The organism is Flavobacterium chryseum, assembly GCF_004362015.1.
Lineage (GTDB): Bacteria > Bacteroidota > Bacteroidia > Flavobacteriales > Flavobacteriaceae > Flavobacterium.
Window position 1 is genome coordinate 200,769 of sequence record NZ_SNWW01000004.1, and the last position, 19,834, is coordinate 220,602.

Annotated in this window: 23 protein-coding genes; 22 read left to right on the forward strand and 1 reads right to left on the reverse strand. The window is 32.6% G+C overall.

Annotation, left to right across the window (positions count from 1 at the left end):
• Positions 1–3 precede the first annotated feature (3 nt).
• The 16 genes from rpsE (at position 4) to ctlX (ending at position 12,080) form a co-directional block, all read left to right on the forward strand.
• Positions 4–528, forward strand: a complete 525-nt coding sequence (rpsE, locus tag EV143_RS09750; protein WP_085950926.1) for a 30S ribosomal protein S5 — start codon at positions 4–6, stop codon at positions 526–528.
• A 12-nt stretch (positions 529–540) separates the two neighbouring features.
• Positions 541–723: a 50S ribosomal protein L30 gene (gene rpmD / locus EV143_RS09755; protein WP_017495010.1), complete on the forward strand. Its 183-nt coding sequence runs from the start codon at positions 541–543 to the stop codon at positions 721–723.
• A 12-nt stretch (positions 724–735) separates the two neighbouring features.
• On the forward strand, positions 736–1,188 hold the full coding sequence (gene rplO / locus EV143_RS09760) for a 50S ribosomal protein L15 (protein WP_133507761.1): 453 nt from the start codon (positions 736–738) through the stop codon (positions 1,186–1,188).
• A gap of 13 nt (positions 1,189–1,201) precedes the next feature.
• The gene (gene secY / locus EV143_RS09765) at positions 1,202–2,548 is read left to right on the forward strand and encodes a preprotein translocase subunit SecY (protein WP_042565879.1); all 1,347 of its coding nucleotides are present in this window, start codon (positions 1,202–1,204) and stop codon (positions 2,546–2,548) included.
• Between the two features lie 7 nt (positions 2,549–2,555).
• Positions 2,556–2,771, forward strand: coding sequence for a translation initiation factor IF-1 (gene infA, locus EV143_RS09770; RefSeq protein ID WP_007136545.1), 216 nt, complete (start codon positions 2,556–2,558; stop codon positions 2,769–2,771).
• A gap of 12 nt (positions 2,772–2,783) precedes the next feature.
• Positions 2,784–2,900, forward strand: a complete 117-nt coding sequence (gene ykgO, locus EV143_RS09775) for a type B 50S ribosomal protein L36 (protein ID WP_072945378.1) — start codon at positions 2,784–2,786, stop codon at positions 2,898–2,900.
• A gap of 2 nt (positions 2,901–2,902) precedes the next feature.
• Complete coding sequence (rpsM, locus tag EV143_RS09780) at positions 2,903–3,277, forward strand: 30S ribosomal protein S13 (RefSeq protein ID WP_056245953.1); 375 nt, start codon at positions 2,903–2,905, stop codon at positions 3,275–3,277.
• Between the two features lie 8 nt (positions 3,278–3,285).
• On the forward strand, positions 3,286–3,669 hold the full coding sequence (rpsK, locus tag EV143_RS09785; RefSeq protein WP_007803677.1) for a 30S ribosomal protein S11: 384 nt from the start codon (positions 3,286–3,288) through the stop codon (positions 3,667–3,669).
• Positions 3,670–3,758: 89 nt separating this feature from the next.
• Entirely contained in the window at positions 3,759–4,364 is a 606-nt protein-coding gene (gene rpsD, locus EV143_RS09790; RefSeq protein WP_026982953.1) for a 30S ribosomal protein S4, read from the forward strand.
• A 21-nt stretch (positions 4,365–4,385) separates the two neighbouring features.
• Positions 4,386–5,378, forward strand: a complete 993-nt coding sequence (locus EV143_RS09795) for a DNA-directed RNA polymerase subunit alpha (RefSeq protein WP_026109818.1) — start codon at positions 4,386–4,388, stop codon at positions 5,376–5,378.
• A gap of 36 nt (positions 5,379–5,414) precedes the next feature.
• Complete coding sequence (gene rplQ, locus EV143_RS09800; protein ID WP_133507762.1) at positions 5,415–5,906, forward strand: 50S ribosomal protein L17; 492 nt, start codon at positions 5,415–5,417, stop codon at positions 5,904–5,906.
• 249 nt (positions 5,907–6,155) lie between these two features.
• A complete protein-coding gene (carA, locus tag EV143_RS09805) occupies positions 6,156–7,274 on the forward strand; it encodes a glutamine-hydrolyzing carbamoyl-phosphate synthase small subunit (RefSeq protein WP_133507763.1) in 1,119 nt (372 codons plus the stop codon).
• 102 nt (positions 7,275–7,376) lie between these two features.
• Positions 7,377–8,669: a phosphopyruvate hydratase gene (gene eno, locus EV143_RS09810; protein WP_133507764.1), complete on the forward strand. Its 1,293-nt coding sequence runs from the start codon at positions 7,377–7,379 to the stop codon at positions 8,667–8,669.
• Between the two features lie 155 nt (positions 8,670–8,824).
• A complete protein-coding gene (locus tag EV143_RS09815; RefSeq protein ID WP_133507765.1) occupies positions 8,825–10,102 on the forward strand; it encodes a citrate synthase in 1,278 nt (425 codons plus the stop codon).
• 66 nt (positions 10,103–10,168) lie between these two features.
• Positions 10,169–11,083 carry a dimethylarginine dimethylaminohydrolase family protein gene (locus EV143_RS09820; RefSeq protein ID WP_133507766.1) on the forward strand — a complete coding sequence of 305 codons (915 nt, stop codon included), beginning with the start codon at positions 10,169–10,171 and terminating at the stop codon, positions 11,081–11,083.
• Positions 11,084–11,144: 61 nt separating this feature from the next.
• On the forward strand, positions 11,145–12,080 hold the full coding sequence (ctlX, locus tag EV143_RS09825) for a citrulline utilization hydrolase CtlX (protein WP_133507767.1): 936 nt from the start codon (positions 11,145–11,147) through the stop codon (positions 12,078–12,080).
• Positions 12,081–12,156: 76 nt separating this feature from the next.
• On the opposite strand, the gene EV143_RS09830 is transcribed toward ctlX, so the two are convergent.
• Complete coding sequence (locus EV143_RS09830) at positions 12,157–12,786, reverse strand: MarC family NAAT transporter (protein ID WP_133507768.1); 630 nt, start codon at positions 12,784–12,786, stop codon at positions 12,157–12,159.
• 153 nt (positions 12,787–12,939) lie between these two features.
• Between EV143_RS09830 and EV143_RS09835 the strand changes: the two genes are divergently transcribed.
• The 6 genes from EV143_RS09835 to EV143_RS09860 all read left to right on the forward strand — a co-directional run bounded on the left by EV143_RS09835 (position 12,940) and on the right by EV143_RS09860 (position 19,830).
• The gene (locus EV143_RS09835) at positions 12,940–13,305 is read left to right on the forward strand and encodes a CoA-binding protein (protein ID WP_133507969.1); all 366 of its coding nucleotides are present in this window, start codon (positions 12,940–12,942) and stop codon (positions 13,303–13,305) included.
• Between the two features lie 174 nt (positions 13,306–13,479).
• Positions 13,480–14,100, forward strand: coding sequence for a recombination mediator RecR (gene recR, locus EV143_RS09840; protein WP_133507769.1), 621 nt, complete (start codon positions 13,480–13,482; stop codon positions 14,098–14,100).
• Between the two features lie 71 nt (positions 14,101–14,171).
• The gene (locus EV143_RS09845) at positions 14,172–14,963 is read left to right on the forward strand and encodes a polysaccharide biosynthesis/export family protein (protein WP_133507770.1); all 792 of its coding nucleotides are present in this window, start codon (positions 14,172–14,174) and stop codon (positions 14,961–14,963) included.
• A 14-nt stretch (positions 14,964–14,977) separates the two neighbouring features.
• Complete coding sequence (locus tag EV143_RS09850; protein ID WP_133507771.1) at positions 14,978–17,416, forward strand: polysaccharide biosynthesis tyrosine autokinase; 2,439 nt, start codon at positions 14,978–14,980, stop codon at positions 17,414–17,416.
• A gap of 9 nt (positions 17,417–17,425) precedes the next feature.
• Positions 17,426–18,409: an SDR family oxidoreductase gene (locus tag EV143_RS09855; RefSeq protein WP_133507772.1), complete on the forward strand. Its 984-nt coding sequence runs from the start codon at positions 17,426–17,428 to the stop codon at positions 18,407–18,409.
• A gap of 29 nt (positions 18,410–18,438) precedes the next feature.
• Positions 18,439–19,830 carry a UDP-glucose 6-dehydrogenase gene (locus EV143_RS09860; protein ID WP_133507773.1) on the forward strand — a complete coding sequence of 464 codons (1,392 nt, stop codon included), beginning with the start codon at positions 18,439–18,441 and terminating at the stop codon, positions 19,828–19,830.
• The last annotated feature ends 4 nt before the right edge of the window (positions 19,831–19,834 follow it).

Below are 19,834 nucleotides of genomic sequence, written 5' to 3' on the forward strand. Positions count from 1 at the left end.
TATATTATGTCTAAATACAAAAATGTAGAATTGGTAAAACCAAGTGGTCTTGAACTTAAAGATCGTCTGGTAAGTGTTAATCGTGTTACTAAGGTTACAAAAGGTGGTAGAGCTTTCGGTTTTTCTGCTATTGTAGTTGTAGGTGATGAAAATGGAGTAGTTGGTCATGGATTAGGAAAATCTAAAGACGTTTCTGAAGCAATTGCGAAAGCAGTAGAAGATGCTAAGAAAAATTTAGTAAAAATTCCTTTGAATGGGCAATCAGTTCCTCACGAACAAAAAGGTAAATTTGGTGGTGCACGTGTATTCTTAATTCCTGCTTCTCATGGTACAGGAGTTATTGCTGGTGGAGCTGTTCGTTCAGTTCTTGAATCAGTAGGTATTCACGATGTATTATCAAAATCTCAAGGATCATCAAATCCTCATAACGTAGTGAAAGCAACTTTTGATGCTTTATTACAAATGAGAAGCGCTCATACTGTTGCAAAACAAAGAGGTGTTTCTTTAGAAAAAGTTTTTAAAGGTTAATTCAAGGAAATTATGGCTAAATTATTAGTAAAACAAGTAAGAAGCAAAATCAACTGTCCTCTTTCTCAAAAAAGAGGTTTGGAAGCTTTAGGTCTACGTAAAATGGGACAAGTTGTAGAGCATGATTCAAATCCTGCTATCCTTGGGATGATAAACAAAGTTAAACACTTAGTTTCTGTTGAAGAAGCTAAATAACAAAATACTGTTATGAATTTAAGTAACTTACAACCAGCTGAAGGGTCAACACATAATCAAAATAAAAGATTAGGTAGAGGAGAAGGTTCTGGAAAAGGTGGTACTTCTGCAAGAGGTCACAAAGGAGCAAAATCTCGTTCTGGTTATTCTAAAAAGATTGGTTTTGAGGGAGGGCAAATGCCGCTTCAAAGACGTGTACCTAAGTTTGGTTTCACAAACATCAATCGTAAAGATTACGAAGGTGTTAATTTAGATACGCTTCAATTATTAGTAGACAATGGTGTAATTACTGATTCTGTTTCAATGACAGATTTCGTAGCAAATCGTCTAGCTACCAAAAATGAAATCGTTAAGATTTTAGGTAGAGGAGAATTGAAAGCAAAATTAAAAGTAACTGCCCACAAATTTACTGCTACTGCAAAAGCTGCTATTGAAGCTGCTGGTGGAGAAGCTGTAACTATATAACTTATCTATTAAGATGAAGAAATTTATTGAATCAATAAGTAATGTTTGGAAAATCGAAGAACTGAAAAACAGAATCTTAATTACATTAGGATTGCTTTTAGTATATCGTTTTGGTGCACACGTAACGCTACCTGGAATTGACGCAACTCAATTAACAGGTTTAGCGGGACAAACTAAAAATGGTTTGGGATCTATCCTAGACATGTTTACAGGAGGTGCTTTCTCTAAAGCTTCAGTTTTTGCTTTAGGTATTATGCCTTATATTTCTGCATCTATTGTTGTTCAGTTAATGGGAATTGCGATTCCTTATTTGCAAAAACTTCAAAACGATGGAGAGAGTGGTAGAAAAAAGATTAATCAAATCACTCGTTGGTTGACTATAGCTATTACACTGGTTCAAGGTCCAACTTATATCTATAATTTATACAGAACATTACCTGGAAGTGCATTCTTACTAGGCTTTAATTCACCTGAATTTTTGTTCTCTTCTGTTATCATCTTAGTTACTGGTACTATTTTTGCTATGTGGCTTGGAGAAAAAATTACAGATAAAGGTATTGGAAATGGAATTTCATTATTGATTATGGTTGGTATCTTAGCTCGCTTACCGCAAGCTTTTATACAAGAATTTACAACTAGAGTTACCAATAACAATGGAGGTCCAATGTTGTTAGTTATTGAAATTATTGTGTGGTTATTAGTAATCATTGCTTGTGTATTGCTTACAATGGCAGTACGTAGAATACCGGTTCAATACGCTCGTCGTACAACAACTGGAGATTACGAGCAGGATTTAGCAGGTGGTAATAGACAATGGATTCCTCTTAAGCTTAATGCTTCTGGAGTTATGCCAATCATTTTTGCTCAGGCAATTATGTTTATTCCTGCAGCTGTAGCTGGATTGTCTAAATCAGATACATCACAATCTATTGTTGGAGCATTTAGTAATATTTTTGGTTTTTGGTACAATTTTGTATTTGCAACTTTAATTATTGTATTTACATTCTTTTATACTGCAATCACTGTACCTACTAACAAAATGGCCGATGATTTAAAAAGAAGTGGTGGTTTTATTCCTGGCGTTCGTCCGGGTGCTGAAACTTCAGACTTTCTTGATAAAGTGATGTCTTTAATAACTTTCCCAGGATCTTTATTCCTTGCTTTGATTGCTGTGTTCCCAGCTATTGTTGTAAGTATTATGGATGTACAACAATCTTGGGCAATGTTTTTTGGAGGTACCTCATTAATAATTATGGTTGGAGTTGCGATAGATACTATTCAGCAAATCAATTCATACTTGTTAAACAAACATTATGATGGTTTAATGAAGACTGGTAAAAATAGAAAAGCAGTAGCTTAATTTTTATATGGCAAAACAATCAGCAATAGAACAAGACGGATCAATCATCGAAGCATTATCAAATGCGATGTTCCGTGTAGAGTTAGAAAATGGACATATTGTAATTGCTCATATTTCTGGTAAAATGCGTATGCATTACATCAAGTTATTACCTGGTGATAAAGTGAAACTAGAAATGAGTCCTTATGATTTGTCAAAAGCAAGAATTACTTATCGATATTAAAGGATATTCACTATGAAAGTTAGAGCATCAGTAAAAAAGAGAAGTCCCGAGTGCATCATTGTGCGTAGAAAAGGGAGATTGTACGTAATAAACAAAAAGAATCCTAGATTTAAACAAAGACAAGGATAATTATGGCAAGAATAGCAGGGGTAGATATCCCAAAAAATAAAAGAGGTGTTATAGCACTTACCTATATCTTTGGATTAGGAAGAAGTAGAGCTATTGAGATTTTAGAAAAAGCTCAAGTTAGCCAAGACAAAAAAGTTCAAGATTGGAATGATGACGAGATCGGAGCAATTCGTGAAGCTGTTGGAGCATTCAAAATTGAAGGAGAATTACGTTCTGAAGTTTCTTTGAACATCAAACGTTTAATGGATATTGGTTGTTACAGAGGTATCCGTCATAGATCTGGTCTTCCGTTAAGAGGACAAAGAACTAAAAACAACTCTAGAACAAGAAAAGGTAAAAGAAAAACTGTTGCTAACAAGAAAAAAGCAACTAAATAATAAGTAATATGGCTAAAGCAACTGCAAAAAAACGTAAAGTTATCGTTGAATCAACGGGAGAAGCTCATATTTCTGCTACCTTCAATAACATCATCATTTCTTTGACAAACAAAAAAGGTGAAGTTATTTCTTGGTCTTCAGCTGGTAAAATGGGTTTCAGAGGTTCTAAAAAGAACACTCCGTACGCAGCTCAAATGGCAGCAGAAGATTGTAGTAAAGTAGCTCTTGAGGCTGGACTTAAAAAAGTAAAAGTTTATGTAAAAGGACCAGGAAACGGACGTGAGTCTGCTATTCGTTCTATTCATAATGGTGGAATTGAAGTTACAGAGATTATCGATGTTACTCCAATGCCTCATAACGGATGTCGTCCTCCTAAAAGACGTAGAGTTTAATACTCAAAAATTATAGTATAACCTAGATTGAAAATAGATTATCGAAGGATAAGACCTGAATTCATAATCTCAATCTTAAACAATTTAAAATGGCAAGATATACTGGTCCAAAAACTAGAATTGCTCGTAAATTTGGCGAAGCAATCTTCGGAGATGATAAATCTTTCGAAAAAAGAAATTACCCACCGGGACAACACGGGATGGCTAAAAAAAGAGGTAAAAAATCTGAGTATGCTGTTCAGTTAATGGAAAAGCAAAAAGCTAAATATTCTTATGGAATTTTAGAAAAACAATTCAGAAATTTATTCAAAAAAGCATCAGCTACTAAAGGTGTTACTGGTGAAGTTCTTTTACAATTATGTGAAGCAAGATTAGATAACGTTGTTTTTAGAATGGGTATTGCTCCTTCTAGAAGAGGTGCTAGACAATTAGTTTCTCACAGACACGTTACTGTAAATGGTGAAGTTGTAAATATTGCTTCTTACCACCTTAAACCTGGTGATAAAGTTGCAGTTCGTGAAAAATCTAAATCTTTAGAAGCTATCGAACGTTCTTTATCAAATTCAAGTCATGTTTATGAATGGATTACTTGGAATAATGATCTTAAAGAAGGAACTTTTGTTTCTGTACCTGCAAGACTTCAAATTCCAGAAAACATTAAAGAACAATTAATCGTAGAGTTGTACAACAAATAATAATTGACTTAGTCGAAATTTATGGCAATATTTAATTTTCAAAAGCCCGATAAAGTTATCATGATCGATTCAACCGATTTTGAAGGTAAATTCGAATTTAGACCTTTAGAACCTGGTTATGGATTGACAGTTGGTAATGCACTTAGAAGAGTTTTGCTTTCAGCATTAGAAGGCTATGCAATTACATCTGTTCGTATCGAAGGTGTAGATCATGAGTTTTCTACTATTTCAGGTGTTGTTGAAGATGTTACCGAAATTATCCTTAATCTAAAACAAGTACGTTTCAAACGTCAAATTGAAGATATAGATAATGAAGCAGTTACAATTTCTGTTTCTGGTAAAGATCAATTAACAGCAGGTGATTTTCAAAAATTTATCTCAGGTTTTCAGGTTCTGAACCCAGACCTTGTTATCTGTAATTTAGATTCTAAAATCAAATTGAACTTCGATTTAACAATCGAAAAAGGTAGAGGATATGTTCCTGCTGAGGAGAACAAAAAACAGAATGCTGCAATTGGTACTATTTTTACTGACTCTATTTTTACTCCGGTAAAAAACGTAAAATATGCAATTGAAAACTTCCGTGTTGAGCAAAAAACAGATTACGAGAAATTAGTTTTTGAAATCAAAACTGATGGATCTATTAATCCAAAAGATGCTCTTACTGAAGCGGCTAAAGTTTTAATTCACCACTTCATGTTATTTTCTGACGAAAGAATTACACTCGAGGCTGACGAAATTGCACAAACAGAATCGTATGATGAAGAGTCATTGCATATGAGACAATTGCTTAAAACTAAGCTTGTTGATATGGACTTATCTGTGAGAGCATTAAATTGCTTGAAAGCGGCTGAAGTTGATACACTTGGTGATTTAGTATCGTTCAATAAAAATGACCTAATGAAATTCCGTAATTTTGGTAAAAAATCTTTAACTGAGCTTGATGAACTTGTTGCAGTTAAAAATTTAACTTTCGGAATGGACTTAGCTAAATACAAATTAGATAAAGAATAATTCAATCCGCTAAGGCGGATTAAATTTAAAATAGCAATGAGACACGGAAAAAAATTCAATCACTTAAGCAGACAGACTGGACATAGAAAAGCTATGTTAGCTAATATGGCTTGTTCTCTTATTGAGCACAAACGTATTAACACTACTGTTGCTAAAGCTAAAGCGCTTAAACAATTCGTTGAGCCTTTAATCACAAAATCAAAAGAAGATACGACTCACAATCGTCGTATTGTTTTTGCTTACTTACGTAGCAAATATGCTGTAACTGACTTGTTCAGAGACGTAGCTGCTAAAGTTGGAGACCGTCCAGGTGGATACACTCGTATCATTAAAGTTGGAAATCGTTTGGGAGATAATGCTGATATGGCAATGATCGAACTTGTAGATTTCAATGAACTTTATAATGGAGGTAAAAAAGAAGTTAAAAAAGCAAAAAGCCGTCGTGGTGGTAAAGCAAAAAAAGCTGATGAGACTACTGAAGCTCCAGCTGCTGAGTCTACTGAAACGACTACTGAAGCTTCTGAATAATTATGAAAGTAATGATTCTATAGAAATCAAGGATAAGCTAATTTTTAGTTTATCCTTTTTTTTTGGATTTTTTTAAAAGAATTAAAATTTAACTTATTTCTAGAGGATGGTTTTATTTTTATGAAGGAAATTTTTAAAAAATCTTGGAAGCACTCTTTTAAAGAAGTAAATTTGCAAAATATCTAATTACAAATGAAATGAGCATTGCAAGTTTCATGAACCAATTAAAAAAACAATACAAATTAAAGAATGAAATACACAACACGACAAAGCGCCATTTTATTACTAAGTGATGGAACAATTTTTCACGGAAAATCTATCGGCATTAGCGGTAAGACTTTTGGTGAAGTATGTTTTAATACAGGAATGACGGGTTATCAGGAAATTTTTACAGATCCATCTTACTATGGTCAGATTATGGTAGCTACAAATGCCCATATTGGAAACTATGGTGTAAATAATTTGGAAATTGAATCTGATAGCGTAAAAATTGCTGGATTAGTTTGTAAAAACTTCAGTTTTAATTATTCAAGAGAAGATTCTTCGGGAAGTTTAGAAGATTATTTCACAAAGCAAAATTTAATCTGTATTTCCGATGTTGATACGAGAGCTCTTGTAAGTTATATTCGTGACAATGGAGCTATGAACGCTGTTATTTGTACAGATGGCACATCAATTGAAGATTTAAAAAAGGAATTGGCTAATGTGCCAAATATGGAAGGTTTAGAGTTGGCATCAAAAGTTTCAACTACTGAACCTTATTTTTTTGGAGATGAGAATGCGACCTATAAGATTTCAGCTTTAGACCTTGGGATTAAGAAAAACATCTTGAGAAATCTTGCTAAGAGAGATTGTTACATTAAAGTTTTTCCATATAATTCAACTTATAATGATTTGGCAGAGTTTAATCCGGATGGATATTTCCTGTCAAACGGTCCTGGTGATCCGGATCCTTTATTTGGAGCTATAGAATTGGCAAAGGAAATTATAAAAAATAATAATCCATTATTTGGAATCTGTTTGGGACATCAAATTATTGCTTTAGCAAACGGAGTTAAGACTTATAAAATGTTTGGTGGACACCGCGGAATTAATCATCCTGTAAAAAATATTCTTACTGGAAGAGGTGAAATTACTTCTCAGAATCACGGTTTTGCTGTGAAAAGAGAGGCTTTAGACGGTCATCCAGAATTAGAGATTACCCATGTACATTTAAATGATGATACTGTTGCAGGTATGAGAATGAAAAATAAGAATTGTTTTTCTGTGCAATATCATCCGGAAGCTAGTCCTGGGCCACACGATTCGTCTTATTTATTCGATCAATTTGTAGAGAACATAAAAGAGGCTGTTGCTAAAACGATATAGTTAATAAATAAAGGCATTGAATAGTTAAATTACGTTTTTACTATTAAATATTTTTATAATTTCGGAAAAAAATATATAATTTATTAATAAAAAACAAAAATAATGAGTATTATAATTAAAGTTCACGCTAGACAAATTTTTGATTCCAGAGGTAATCCTACTATTGAAGTTGATGTAATTACTGAAAATGGAGTTTTAGGAAGAGCTGCGGTTCCATCTGGAGCTTCAACTGGAGAACATGAAGCTGTTGAATTACGTGACGGAGGAAAAGCATTCTTAGGAAAAGGAGTTTTGAACGCAGTGAATAATGTAAATACCGTTATTGCTGAAGAATTAGTTGGAACTTCTGTTTTTGAACAAAACACAATCGATCAGTTAATGATTGATTTAGACGGGACTCCAAATAAATCTAAATTAGGAGCTAATGCAATTTTAGGCGTTTCTTTGGCTGCTGCAAAAGCTGCTGCTAACGAACTTGGATTGCCTTTATACAGATATGTTGGTGGAGTTTCTGCTAACACATTGCCTGTTCCAATGATGAATATCATCAATGGTGGTTCTCACTCTGATGCTCCTATCGCATTTCAGGAGTTTATGATTTTCCCTGTAAAAGCGACTTCATTTACTCACGCTATGCAAATGGGAACTGAAATTTTCCATAGCTTGAAAAAAGTATTACATGACAGAGGTTTGAGTACAGCTGTTGGTGACGAAGGTGGTTTTGCGCCTAATTTAGCCGGAGGTACAGAAGATGCTTTGGATACTATTAAACTGGCGGTTGAAAAAGCTGGGTATACTTTCGGAGACGAAATTATGATTGCTCTTGACTGTGCTGCTTCTGAGTTTTATGTAAACGGAAAATACGATTATACTAAATTTGAAGGTGAAACTGGAAAAATCAGAACTTCTGAAGAGCAAGCTGATTATTTAGCTGAACTTGCGGCTAAATATCCGATTATTTCTATCGAAGATGGTATGTACGAAGACGATTGGAATGGATGGAAATATTTAACTGAAAAAATTGGACACAAAGTACAATTAGTTGGTGATGATTTATTTGTTACTAATGTTGAGCGTTTGTCTACAGGAATTGAAAAAGGAATTGCAAATTCAATTTTAGTAAAAGTAAACCAAATTGGAACTTTAACTGAAACTATTGCAGCTGTAAATATGGCTAAAAATGCAGGTTATACTTCAGTAATGTCTCACCGTTCAGGAGAAACTGAAGATAATACGATTGCTGATTTAGCAGTAGCTTTAAACTGTGGTCAAATTAAAACAGGTTCTGCTTCTCGTTCTGATCGTATGGCAAAATACAATCAATTATTAAGAATCGAAGAAGAGTTAGGAAGTACTGCTTATTTCCCAGGATTAAACGCTTTCAAGATCAAATAATTGTAAGAGTTATATCTTAAATTTAAACCATTCGTTTTAACGAATGGTTTTTTTTTGGACTTTTAACAAATTCATAGCAGTATTCTTTTTTTAATTAGTCTTAAATTCCTTAGATTTGATAAATTATTATTTTAAAGATTTATTTCCGATATATTATGTCAAAAATAGCTACATTAGAAGTAGATGGTCAAAAAATTGAACTTCCGGTAATTACAGGAAGCGAAAATGAATCAGCTATCGATATTAACAAATTACGTGATTTAACTGGTATTATTACTATTGATCCGGGATATAAAAATTCTGGTTCTTGTAAAAGTGAAATCACTTTCTTAGACGGAGAATTAGGAATTTTACGTTATAGAGGATACTCAATCGAAGATTTGGCTGAAAAAGCTAGTTTTCTTGAAGTATCATATCTTTTAATTTTTGGTGAACTACCAACAGCTCAGGAATTAGAGCAGTTTGAAAATGGTATTAAAAAACATACTTTGGTAAACGAAGAAATGAAAAATATCATTGACGGTTTTCCAAAAACAGCTCACCCAATGGGCGTTTTATCTGCTTTGACAAGTGCTTTAACGGCATTTAATCCTAAAGCGGTAAATGTAGATAATGAAAAAGAAATGTACGAAGCCATTTGCAAAACAATGGGTAAATTTCTAGTAATTGCTACTTGGACTTATAGAAAATCTATGGGTTATCCGTTAAATTATTACGATAACACAACAGGTTACGTTGACAACTTTATGCAGTTAATGTTTAAATTGCCTACAGGACCTTACGCTGCAAATCCAGTTATTGTTGATGCTTTAGATAAATTATTTATTCTTCACGCTGATCACGAGCAAAACTGTTCTACATCTACAGTAAGAATGGTAGGTTCATCTCACGCTGGTTTATTTGCTTCAATTTCTGCAGGAGTTTCTGCTCTTTGGGGACCACTTCACGGAGGGGCTAATCAAGCCGTTCTTGAAATGTTAGAAGAAATTAACAAAGATGGTGGAGACACAGATAAATTTTTAGCGAAAGCAAAAGATAAAAATGATCCTTTCCGTTTGATGGGATTTGGTCATAGAGTTTATAAAAACTTTGATCCAAGAGCTAAAATTATCAAAAAAGCAGCTAAAGAAGTATTAGAAACTTTAGGTGTTGAAGATCCTATTTTAGAAATTGCAAAGAAATTAGAATCTGCTGCTCTAGAAGACGATTATTTCAAATCAAGAAACTTGTATCCAAATGTTGATTTCTATTCTGGAATTATTTACAGAGCATTAGGAATTCCAACTGATATGTTTACAGTAATGTTTGCTATTGGTAGATTGCCAGGCTGGATTGCGCAATGGAAAGAAATGCGTGAAAATAAAGAACCAATTGGAAGACCTAGACAAATTTATACAGGACATCCTTTGAGAGACTTTAAGTCTAACAAATAAATTAACTTTAAAGCTTCACTTAACTGTGAAGCTTTTTTTTATATTTGCCCAAAATATAATAAAGTTATGTTGCAATTAAATGTTAAGAACGAAACGTCAAGATTACGAGCAGTAGTTTTGGGTTCTGCTGTTCATAATGGGCCAACGCCATCTTTGGAAGAAGCCTATGATCCTAAATCATTGGAACATATTAAGGCAGGAACTTATCCTCTCGAAAAAGATATGGTTCCTGAAATGGATGCTTTTAATGCTGTTTTTCAAAAATATGATGTTACCGTTTATCGTCCTGAAATGATAGAGAATTACAATCAGATTTTTGCAAGAGATATAGGATTTGTAATTGATGATACTTTTATAAAATCGAATATTCTTCCGGACAGAGAACGCGAATTAGACGCGATTCAATATGTAATTGATCAAATGGATGTGCAAAAAGTAGTGCGTCCGCCAGAAGAAGTTCATATTGAAGGTGGAGATGTTATGCTTTGGAATGACCATATTTTTATTGGTACTTACAAAGGCAGTGATTACAAGGATTATATTACGGCCAGAACTAATATGCAAGGAGTTAACTTTATTAAAAACCTTTTTCCAAGTAAAATTGTAAAAGAGTTTGATTTAGTGAAATCTAAATTAGAAGCTCGCGACAATGCATTACATTTGGATTGCTGCTTTCAGCCTGTTGGAAAAGACAAGGGAATTATTTATAAGAGAGGTTTTCGTGAAGAAGCTGATTATTTGTATTTAGTAAATCTTTTTGGCATAGATAATTTGTTTCACATAGAAAGAAACGAAATGTATCACATGTTTTCGAATGTTTTTTCTATTGATGAAAATGTAGTGGTTTCAGAAAAAAACTTTACCAGATTAAACAATTGGTTGCGTACAAATGGTTTTACTGTTGAAGAAATTCCTTATGCTGAAATTGCTAAACAGGAAGGTTTATTGAGATGTTCAACTTTACCTTTAATTAGAGACTAAAAAAAACAGGTTCAAGTTGCTCGAACAGGCTAAGCAAACTTGAAACAAAAAATATACAAAAATGAAACAAACAACAAATGCAATCGTAATGATTCGGCCAGTTGCTTTTAGAATGAATGAGCAAACTGCTGTTAATAATTATTACCAAAAAGTATTAGACGGGCTTTTGCCAAGTACAGTTAATGCTAAGGCACAACAAGAATTTGATGTTTTTGTTGAAAAATTAAGAGCCGTAGGAGTTGATGTAACGGTTATCGATGACACTTTAGAAACAGATACTCCGGATAGTATTTTTCCAAACAATTGGGTTTCATTTCACGAAAACGGAGATGTAGCATTATATCCAATGTTTGCAGAAAATCGTCGTCAGGAACGTCGCGAAGATATTTTAGACACTCTTGAAGATAAAGGTTTTGAGATTGCTAATATAATGGATTATACATCAGCAGAAGAAGATGGTTTTTTTCTGGAAGGGACAGGAAGTTTACTTTTAGATAGAGCCAATGCAAAAGCTTACTGTGCTTTGTCACCTCGTGCAGATGAAGAATTATTTATCGAGTTTTGCGAAGATTTTGATTATGCTCCGGTTATTTTCGAGGCTTTTCAAACCGTAAACGGTGAACGTAAATTAATCTACCATACCAATGTAATGATGTGCTTAGGTGAAACTTTTGCGGTTATTTGCGCAGATTGTATTGATGATAAAAAAGAACGAAAAATGGTTCTGGAAAATCTAAAAGCGGATAAAAAAGAGGTTATTTTAATTACAGAAGCTCAAGTAAATAATTTTGCAGGCAATATGCTGGAAGTTAGAGGTACAAATGATAAAAAATATATTGTCATGAGTGGGTCTGCCCATCAAAGTTTAACTGCAAAACAAATTGCACAATTAGAAAATCATGCTGAAATTTTAAGTTCAAGTCTGGATACAATCGAAGCTTGTGGCGGCGGGAGTGCAAGATGTATGATGGCAGAAGTGTTTTTGCCAAGAAATTAAAAAATCACTAGAATATAAAAAAAAGGATAAAACATTGCGTTTTATCCCTTTTCTGTTTTATATAAAACATCAAATCTTACATCAAATTTCCTTTGATGATGTTAACTATTGAACTTACAATATATTGAATTCCGATAGAAATTACAATAAAACCAACAATTCTTGAAATCGCTACAATTCCGGAAGCACCCAATATTCGGGCTAAATAGTGTGCACTTTTTAAAATTACAAAGATCGCAACTGCAATAGCTAAAATTGCAAAACTGGAAATTATAATTTCCTCCATCCCATGATGTTCCTGATAGAAAGCAATTAGCAGAGAAATAGATCCTGGTCCTGCTAGCATAGGAATAGCTAAAGGTGTCAAAGCAATATCATTTCTTTGATGCGCTTCATTTTCAATCTTTTTATTAATTCCTCGTTTTTTATTGAATTTTCCGGAAAGTAATGAGAAGCCAGAATTTACAATTACAATTCCGCCGGCAATTCGAAGCGCATCAATACTAATTCCGAAAAAAGTCAAAACATATTGTCCGATAAAAAAAGAAACTATTAAAATAATAAAAACATTAATAGCGGTCCATAACGAAATTCTGGAACGTTCCTTTTGAGAATCATCTTGGGTAAGTCCGACAAAAATTGGCACAGTACCAATCGGGTTTAATACTGAAAAAAGAGCGGCAAATAAATAAATGAATAAATCCATATTGTGTGGGTTAGTAAAGTAAAAATAGTCAAATTTTAATAGGTTATAATAAATTCATGACAGGATATTGTTTTTTTATTCTTATTAATTCTGTATCAATAACCTAAACTAAGCTCATTCTTTTTGATTACTTTTGTAAAATATTTAAAAATGATGAAAAACAAAAAAACCTTAGTTCTTGGTGCTACTACAAAACCAGACAGATATGCTTTTAGAGCCATAAATATGTTAGTTGATAAAGGACATACCGTATTAGCAATTGGTCAAAATACTGGTGAGGTTGCCGGTGTAAAAATTCAGACAAAAGCAGTTCCTATTAAAAATATTGATACTGTAACTTTATATTTAAATCCTGCACGTCAACGTGATTATTATAATTACATTATTGAAGCTCAGCCAAAAAGAGTAGTTTTTAATCCTGGAACAGAAAATCCTGAATTGTATCAATTGTTAGAGCTAAATAATATAAAGGCCGAAGTTGCTTGTACTTTAGTTTTGTTAGCAACTAATCAATATTAATTTGTAAAATTTCTGGTTATTTGCTATGTGGTTTTTATTCTTCTTCTAAATAAAAAACATGCCAATCTAATCTGGATTAAAAAATAACGATTTATACTATATTTGTATTTTAAAAGCATTGATTTTAGTCGCCCCAAAGACTACTAAACCATTTAAAATATTACTTTTGTCGTCATGGAATTTTCATCAAAATTAATAGAAAAAGCAGTGAACGAAATGTCGCAATTACCAGGAATTGGTAAGCGCACGGCATTACGCTTGGTCTTGCATTTATTAAAACAGCCTAAAGAACAAACCGGTTTTTTATCTCAGGCTTTGTTAAATATGCGTGAGGATATTAAGTTTTGCGAAAATTGTCATAATATCTCAGATACAAAAGTCTGCGAAATCTGTGCTAATAAAGCAAGAAATCATCAATTAATTTGTGTGGTTGAAGATATTCGCGATGTAATGGCTATTGAAAACACAGGACAATATAAAGGGATTTATCATGTTTTAGGAGGAAAGATTTCTCCAATAGAAGGTGTTGGCCCTAGTCAGTTAAATATTTCAAGTTTAGTTGGAAAGGTAAAATCAGGAAAAGTGCAGGAAATTATTTTTGCATTAAGCTCAACTATGGAAGGTGACACAACGAATTTTTATATCTATAAACAAATTGGAGAGTCAGATACTGTTATTTCTACAATAGCAAGAGGAATATCTGTTGGAGATGAGTTAGAATACGCAGACGAGGTTACTCTCGGGAGAAGTATTTTACACCGGATTCCATTTGAAAAAACTTTCAAAAACAACTAAATAAAACCAAATAAAGTTAGATTTACTGAAGAGTAAAGGAAAAACTTATATTTGCCGATAAATTTTAAATAATGACAAAAAAAAGCTTTTATATACTACTACTAATTAGTACACTTTTTACATCTTGTATTCCTATAAAAGATTTGGTGTATTTACAAGATAAAAATTCTTCTGAAGAACAAGGTAAAATTGCTGTAGTTGAATCGAAACCCTATAGACTACAGGTAAATGATATTATAAATATAGATATAAAAGCAATTGATCCTAAATTAGTCTCCATTTTTAACACAACTGAAACTTCCTCAGCATCTGGAAAAACTGAATCAACTTTGTATTTTAATGGTTTTACAGTTGATGATCATGGAAACATTCGAATGCCTATTGTGGGTGAAATAAATGTTATTGGATATACGCTTGAGGAAGTTAGGATTATAATTGAAAAAAAGTTGCTCGAAGAATATTTTAAAAGCGAAGCAAATATTTTTGTTACTGTGAAATTAGCAGGTTTTAGATATACGATTAATGGAGAAGTTGTAAGTACAGGAACAAAAACACTGTTTAAAGAACATGTTACTATTTTAGAAGCTATAGCAAATGCAGGAGATATTACAACAGTTGGAGATAGAAAAGCTGTTACGGTAATTCGCCAGACACCTACAGGAGTTGAATTACACGATATAGATCTAACAGATGTAAATGTTCTTAAATCACCATATTATTATTTACAACCAAATGATTATGTTTATGTAAAACCATTAAGACAAAAAACTTGGGGAACTGGTCAGACAGGAATACAATCAGTAGGTACAATAATAACCTTGTTGTCTTTAGCGACAACAGTTTATTTGATTTTAAAAAATTAAACTAAATTCAAAAGATGTTAGATATAAAAGATTTTTCGATTTTTGAAAATCATTCAAATTTTGATTTTAAAGGATTTTTATTAAAAATTGCCAGTTATTGGAAATGGTTTCTTGCCAGCCTTTTGATTGCTTTTACAATTGCATATCAGGTAAATATTCGTAAAGAGAAGATTTATTCTATGCAGACCATGATTTCTATTAAAGAAGAAAGCAATCCGTTTTTTACTTCTAATACCAGCTTAGTTTTTAATTGGGGCGGAATTTCAGATCAGGTAAATGGAATTTCTACCATATTAAAGTCAAGATCACACAATGAATTGGTTGTAGATAAATTACAATTTTATATTGATTATCTGCAACAAGGAAAATATAATTTAGTTGATTCATATGGATCAGTTCCTTTTTATGTAACTATTGATAAAACAAAAGGACAACTTGCAAATGCCTTAATAAGTGTTAAGTTTTTGAGTGATAATGAATATGAAATTCGAATTCCATTTGAAAACAGTTCGATGTCGCTAATAAATTATTCTATCAATTCTTATACAAGTACAAATGTTCAGCCAGTAGAATTTGTAAAAAAATATAAAGTTGGAGATCAAGTAGTATTGCCGTTCCTGAATTGGAAATTACAAATAATTGATAACCCTGGTTTTTATAAAGGGAACGAATATTTTGTAAAATTCAATGATTTTAATGGTGCAGTGTCACGCTACAGAGATGTAAATATTGATTCTGATGACAAAGGAGGATCAATATTAACATTAAGTATGCAGGGAACAAATAAAGCCAGAATGGTTGAGTATTTAAATGCTACAGTAAAAATGCTCATAAAGATTCAGCTAGACGGAAAAAACCAATTTGCAAACAATACAATAAGATTTATAGATAGCACATTAGTTGCTATGGAAGGAGAATTGAAGCAAAATGGAAATGAATTAAAAACGTTTAGAAAAGATAAAAATATATACGAAATAGAAGCTGGTGGCGCTAAGATTTCCGACAAAATAACAGATCTTGACGTAGAAAAAGATCAAATTTCCAGAAAAATAGCATATTATAATTCACTCAAAACATATTTAAATAATAGTGTAGATTATTCAAGGCTTCCAGCACCATCTGTTGCCGGAATTGATGATCCGAATATTGTTGTTAACGTTTCAAAAATAATAGCACTCTCGACTCAAAGGTCTGAAATGTCTTATGCGGTAAAAAGTGATAAAATTTTTAAAGATTTTGATAATCAAATGCGAGCTGTAAAAAATGTTTTGCTAGAAAATATCACAAGTGCTAAATCATCATTACTATATGACTTGTCTATGGTAAATGCAAAGATAGGTCAAGCAGAAAGCACAGTTAGAAAACTACCCGAAGAGCAGCAGGAATTGCTAAAAATCAAAAGGAAATATGATTTAAATGATAATATCTATACTGAATTTCTTCAGAAACGAAATGAAGCAGAAATTGTTAAAGCCTCTAACTTATCAGATATTCATTTTATAGATTCTGCAAAAGATATTGGTGGCGGTTTAATTGGGCCAAAAACCTCCGTTAATTATGTATTGGCTTTGTTTTTAGGGATATTGATACCTTTATTAGTTATTTTGGGAATTTTCTTTATTAATAATTCGATTCAAAGCACTGAGGATGTTAGTAAATTAACCCAAATTCCTTTAATTGGAGTTATTGGCGTAAATAAAGATAACGTTAATTTAGCAGTATTTGATAAACCAAAATCTGCACTTGCTGAATCCTTCAGAGCTATTCGTTCTTCATTACAATTTTTATATAAAAAACAACAAGTAAGTGGAGCGAAGACTTTAATGATAACATCATCTATAAGTGGCGAAGGGAAAACTTTTTGCTCTATAAATATTGCTACCATTTTTGCTTTAAGTGAAAAAAAGACAGTCATCATTGGATTAGATTTAAGAAAACCAAGATTAGCCGACGAATTTAATTTGACTACTCAGGTTGGAGTTGTTAACTACTTGATTAAACAAAAGAATTTGAGTGAGATAACAAATGCGACAGAGATTCCAAATCTTGATGTTATACTTTCAGGGCCAATTCCGCCTAATCCGTCTGAGCTTATTATAAGCGAAGCGATGAAAGAACTAATTGACGAATTAAAACAAAAATATGATTATATTATTTTAGATACTCCTCCTGTTGGTTTAGTTTCTGATGCTTTAGAATTAGCTCAGTATGCTGATGTGACATTGTATATTGTAAGACAGAATTATACCAAAAAAGATATGATAACGTTATTGAATACACGAATAAAAAGGGGTGAACTAAATAATACAAGCATTGTTTTGAACGGATATGAAAATAAGGCCAAATACGGTACTTACGGATATGGTTATGGAGCTTATTCAAATGGATATCATGAAGAAGAAGAAAAACCAACTTTACTGAAGACTATTTTTAATAAATTTGGTAAAAAATAATTTGAGAATATGGAAACATCCACTACATATAAAATTTTAATTACTGGTGGAGCTGGCTTTATTGGTTCAAATTTATGTGAGTATTTTTTAGGGTCAGGACATGAAGTTGTATGTTTAGATAATTTCTCAACAGGTCATCATCATAATTTGAAAGATTTTAAAGATGATCCTAATTTCAAATTGATAGAAGGCGATATTAGAAATATTGCCGATTGTGTTTTAGCGGTTAAAGGAGTTGATTATGTTTTGCATCAGGCTGCTCTTGGTTCTGTTCCAAGATCTATAAATGATCCAATTACCACAAATGATGTCAATGTTTCCGGGTTTTTAAATATGCTAGTAGCCTCTCGGGATGCTAAAATTAAACGATTTATATATGCTGCCAGTTCTTCAACTTATGGGGATTCTCAGGGATTGCCAAAAGTAGAAGATGTAATAGGAAAGCCTTTGTCTCCTTATGCGATTACAAAATATGTAAACGAATTGTACGCCGAAATTTTCAGTAAAACTTACGGATTGGAAACGATTGGTTTGCGTTACTTTAATGTTTTTGGAAGGAAACAAGATCCAAATGGCGCTTACGCTGCCGTGATTCCAAAATTTGTTATGCAGCTCATGAATTATGAAAGCCCAATTATAAATGGGGATGGAAACTATTCACGTGATTTTACTTATATAGATAATGTAATTCAGATGAATGAGCTGGCCATGCTAAGTCAAAATCCAGAAGCTGTTAATACTGTTTACAATACCGCATTTGGTGATCGAAATACATTAAATGATTTAGTGAGATATTTAAAAGAATATTTAACACAATTTGATTCCAAAATCGCAGATGTTGAAGTTATTTATGGAGCAAACAGAGCGGGAGATATACCGCATTCATTAGCAAGTATTGAGAAAGCACAAGCAATACTGGGTTACAATCCCCAATACTCTTTACAAACTGGATTAAAAGAAGCGGTGGGTTGGTATTGGAATAATCTAAAATAAACTAAATTTGTAAGAAAAAAATATACGAAATGAAAATTACTAAAATTTGTTGCATTGGCGCTGGTTATGTGGGAGGACCAACTATGGCAGTAATTGCGCAAAAATGTCCGGATATTCAGGTAACTGTTGTTGACTTAAATGAACAAAGAATTAAAGACTGGAATGATCCTAATACTGACAATATTCCGATCTACGAGCCAGGACTTTCTGAAATTGTTTCAGAGTCAAGAGGACGAAATCTATTCTTTTCAACAGAAGTTGAAAAAGCTATTGATGAGGCTCAGGTTATTTTTATTTCAGTGAATACACCAACCAAAACCTACGGAAAAGGAAAAGGTATGGCTGCCGATCTAAAATATATTGAATTATGTGCAAGACAAATTGCTAAAGTTGCCAAGCAAAACAAAATTGTTGTAGAGAAATCTACTCTGCCAGTTAGAACTGCCGAAGCAATAAAAAGCATTTTAGATAATACAGGAAATGGAGTTCAGTTTCAGATCTTATCAAATCCTGAATTTTTAGCCGAAGGAACAGCGGTGACTGACTTACTGAACCCAGATCGTATTTTAATTGGTGGTGACACGACACCTGATGGAGAAAATGCAATTAATGCTTTAGTGGATGTTTATGCAAATTGGGTAAGTAGAGATAAAATACTAACTACAAACGTTTGGTCGTCAGAATTATCTAAGCTTACAGCAAATGCATTTTTAGCACAGCGTATTTCCTCGATAAATGCAATGTCTGAATTATGTGAAAAAACAGGTGCAGATGTGAGTGAAGTAGCAAGAGCAATTGGTATGGATAGTAGAATAGGATCTAAATTCTTAAAAGCCTCAGTAGGTTTTGGAGGTTCATGCTTTCAAAAAGATATTTTAAATCTTGTTTATATCGCTAAATCGTACGGTTTAAATGAAGTTGCAGATTATTGGGAACAAGTAATTATAATGAATGATCATCAAAAAAGAAGATTTTCAAATAAAATTGTTCAAACATTATATAATACTGTTGCCGACAAAAAAATAACTTTTTTAGGATGGGCTTTTAAGAAAGATACAAATGATACGCGCGAATCTGCAGCAATATATGTAGCTGATGATTTAATTAATGAGCAGGCGAAAATTTCAGTATACGATCCAAAAGTTTCAAGAAATAAGATATTAAGTGACTTAAATTATTTGGAAACAAGATCTGCCGAGGAAAATAATAATTCAATTTTATCGTTTGATAATCCGTATGAATCCTGCAAAGGATCACATGCAATTGCAATTCTTACTGAATGGGATGAATTTACAACTTATGATTGGCAGAAAATTTATGATTCGATGCATAAACCGGCATTTCTTTTTGATGGAAGAAACATATTGAATCCAAAAGAATTAGAGTCAATTGGATTTATTTACAAAGGTATAGGTTCTTAATTTA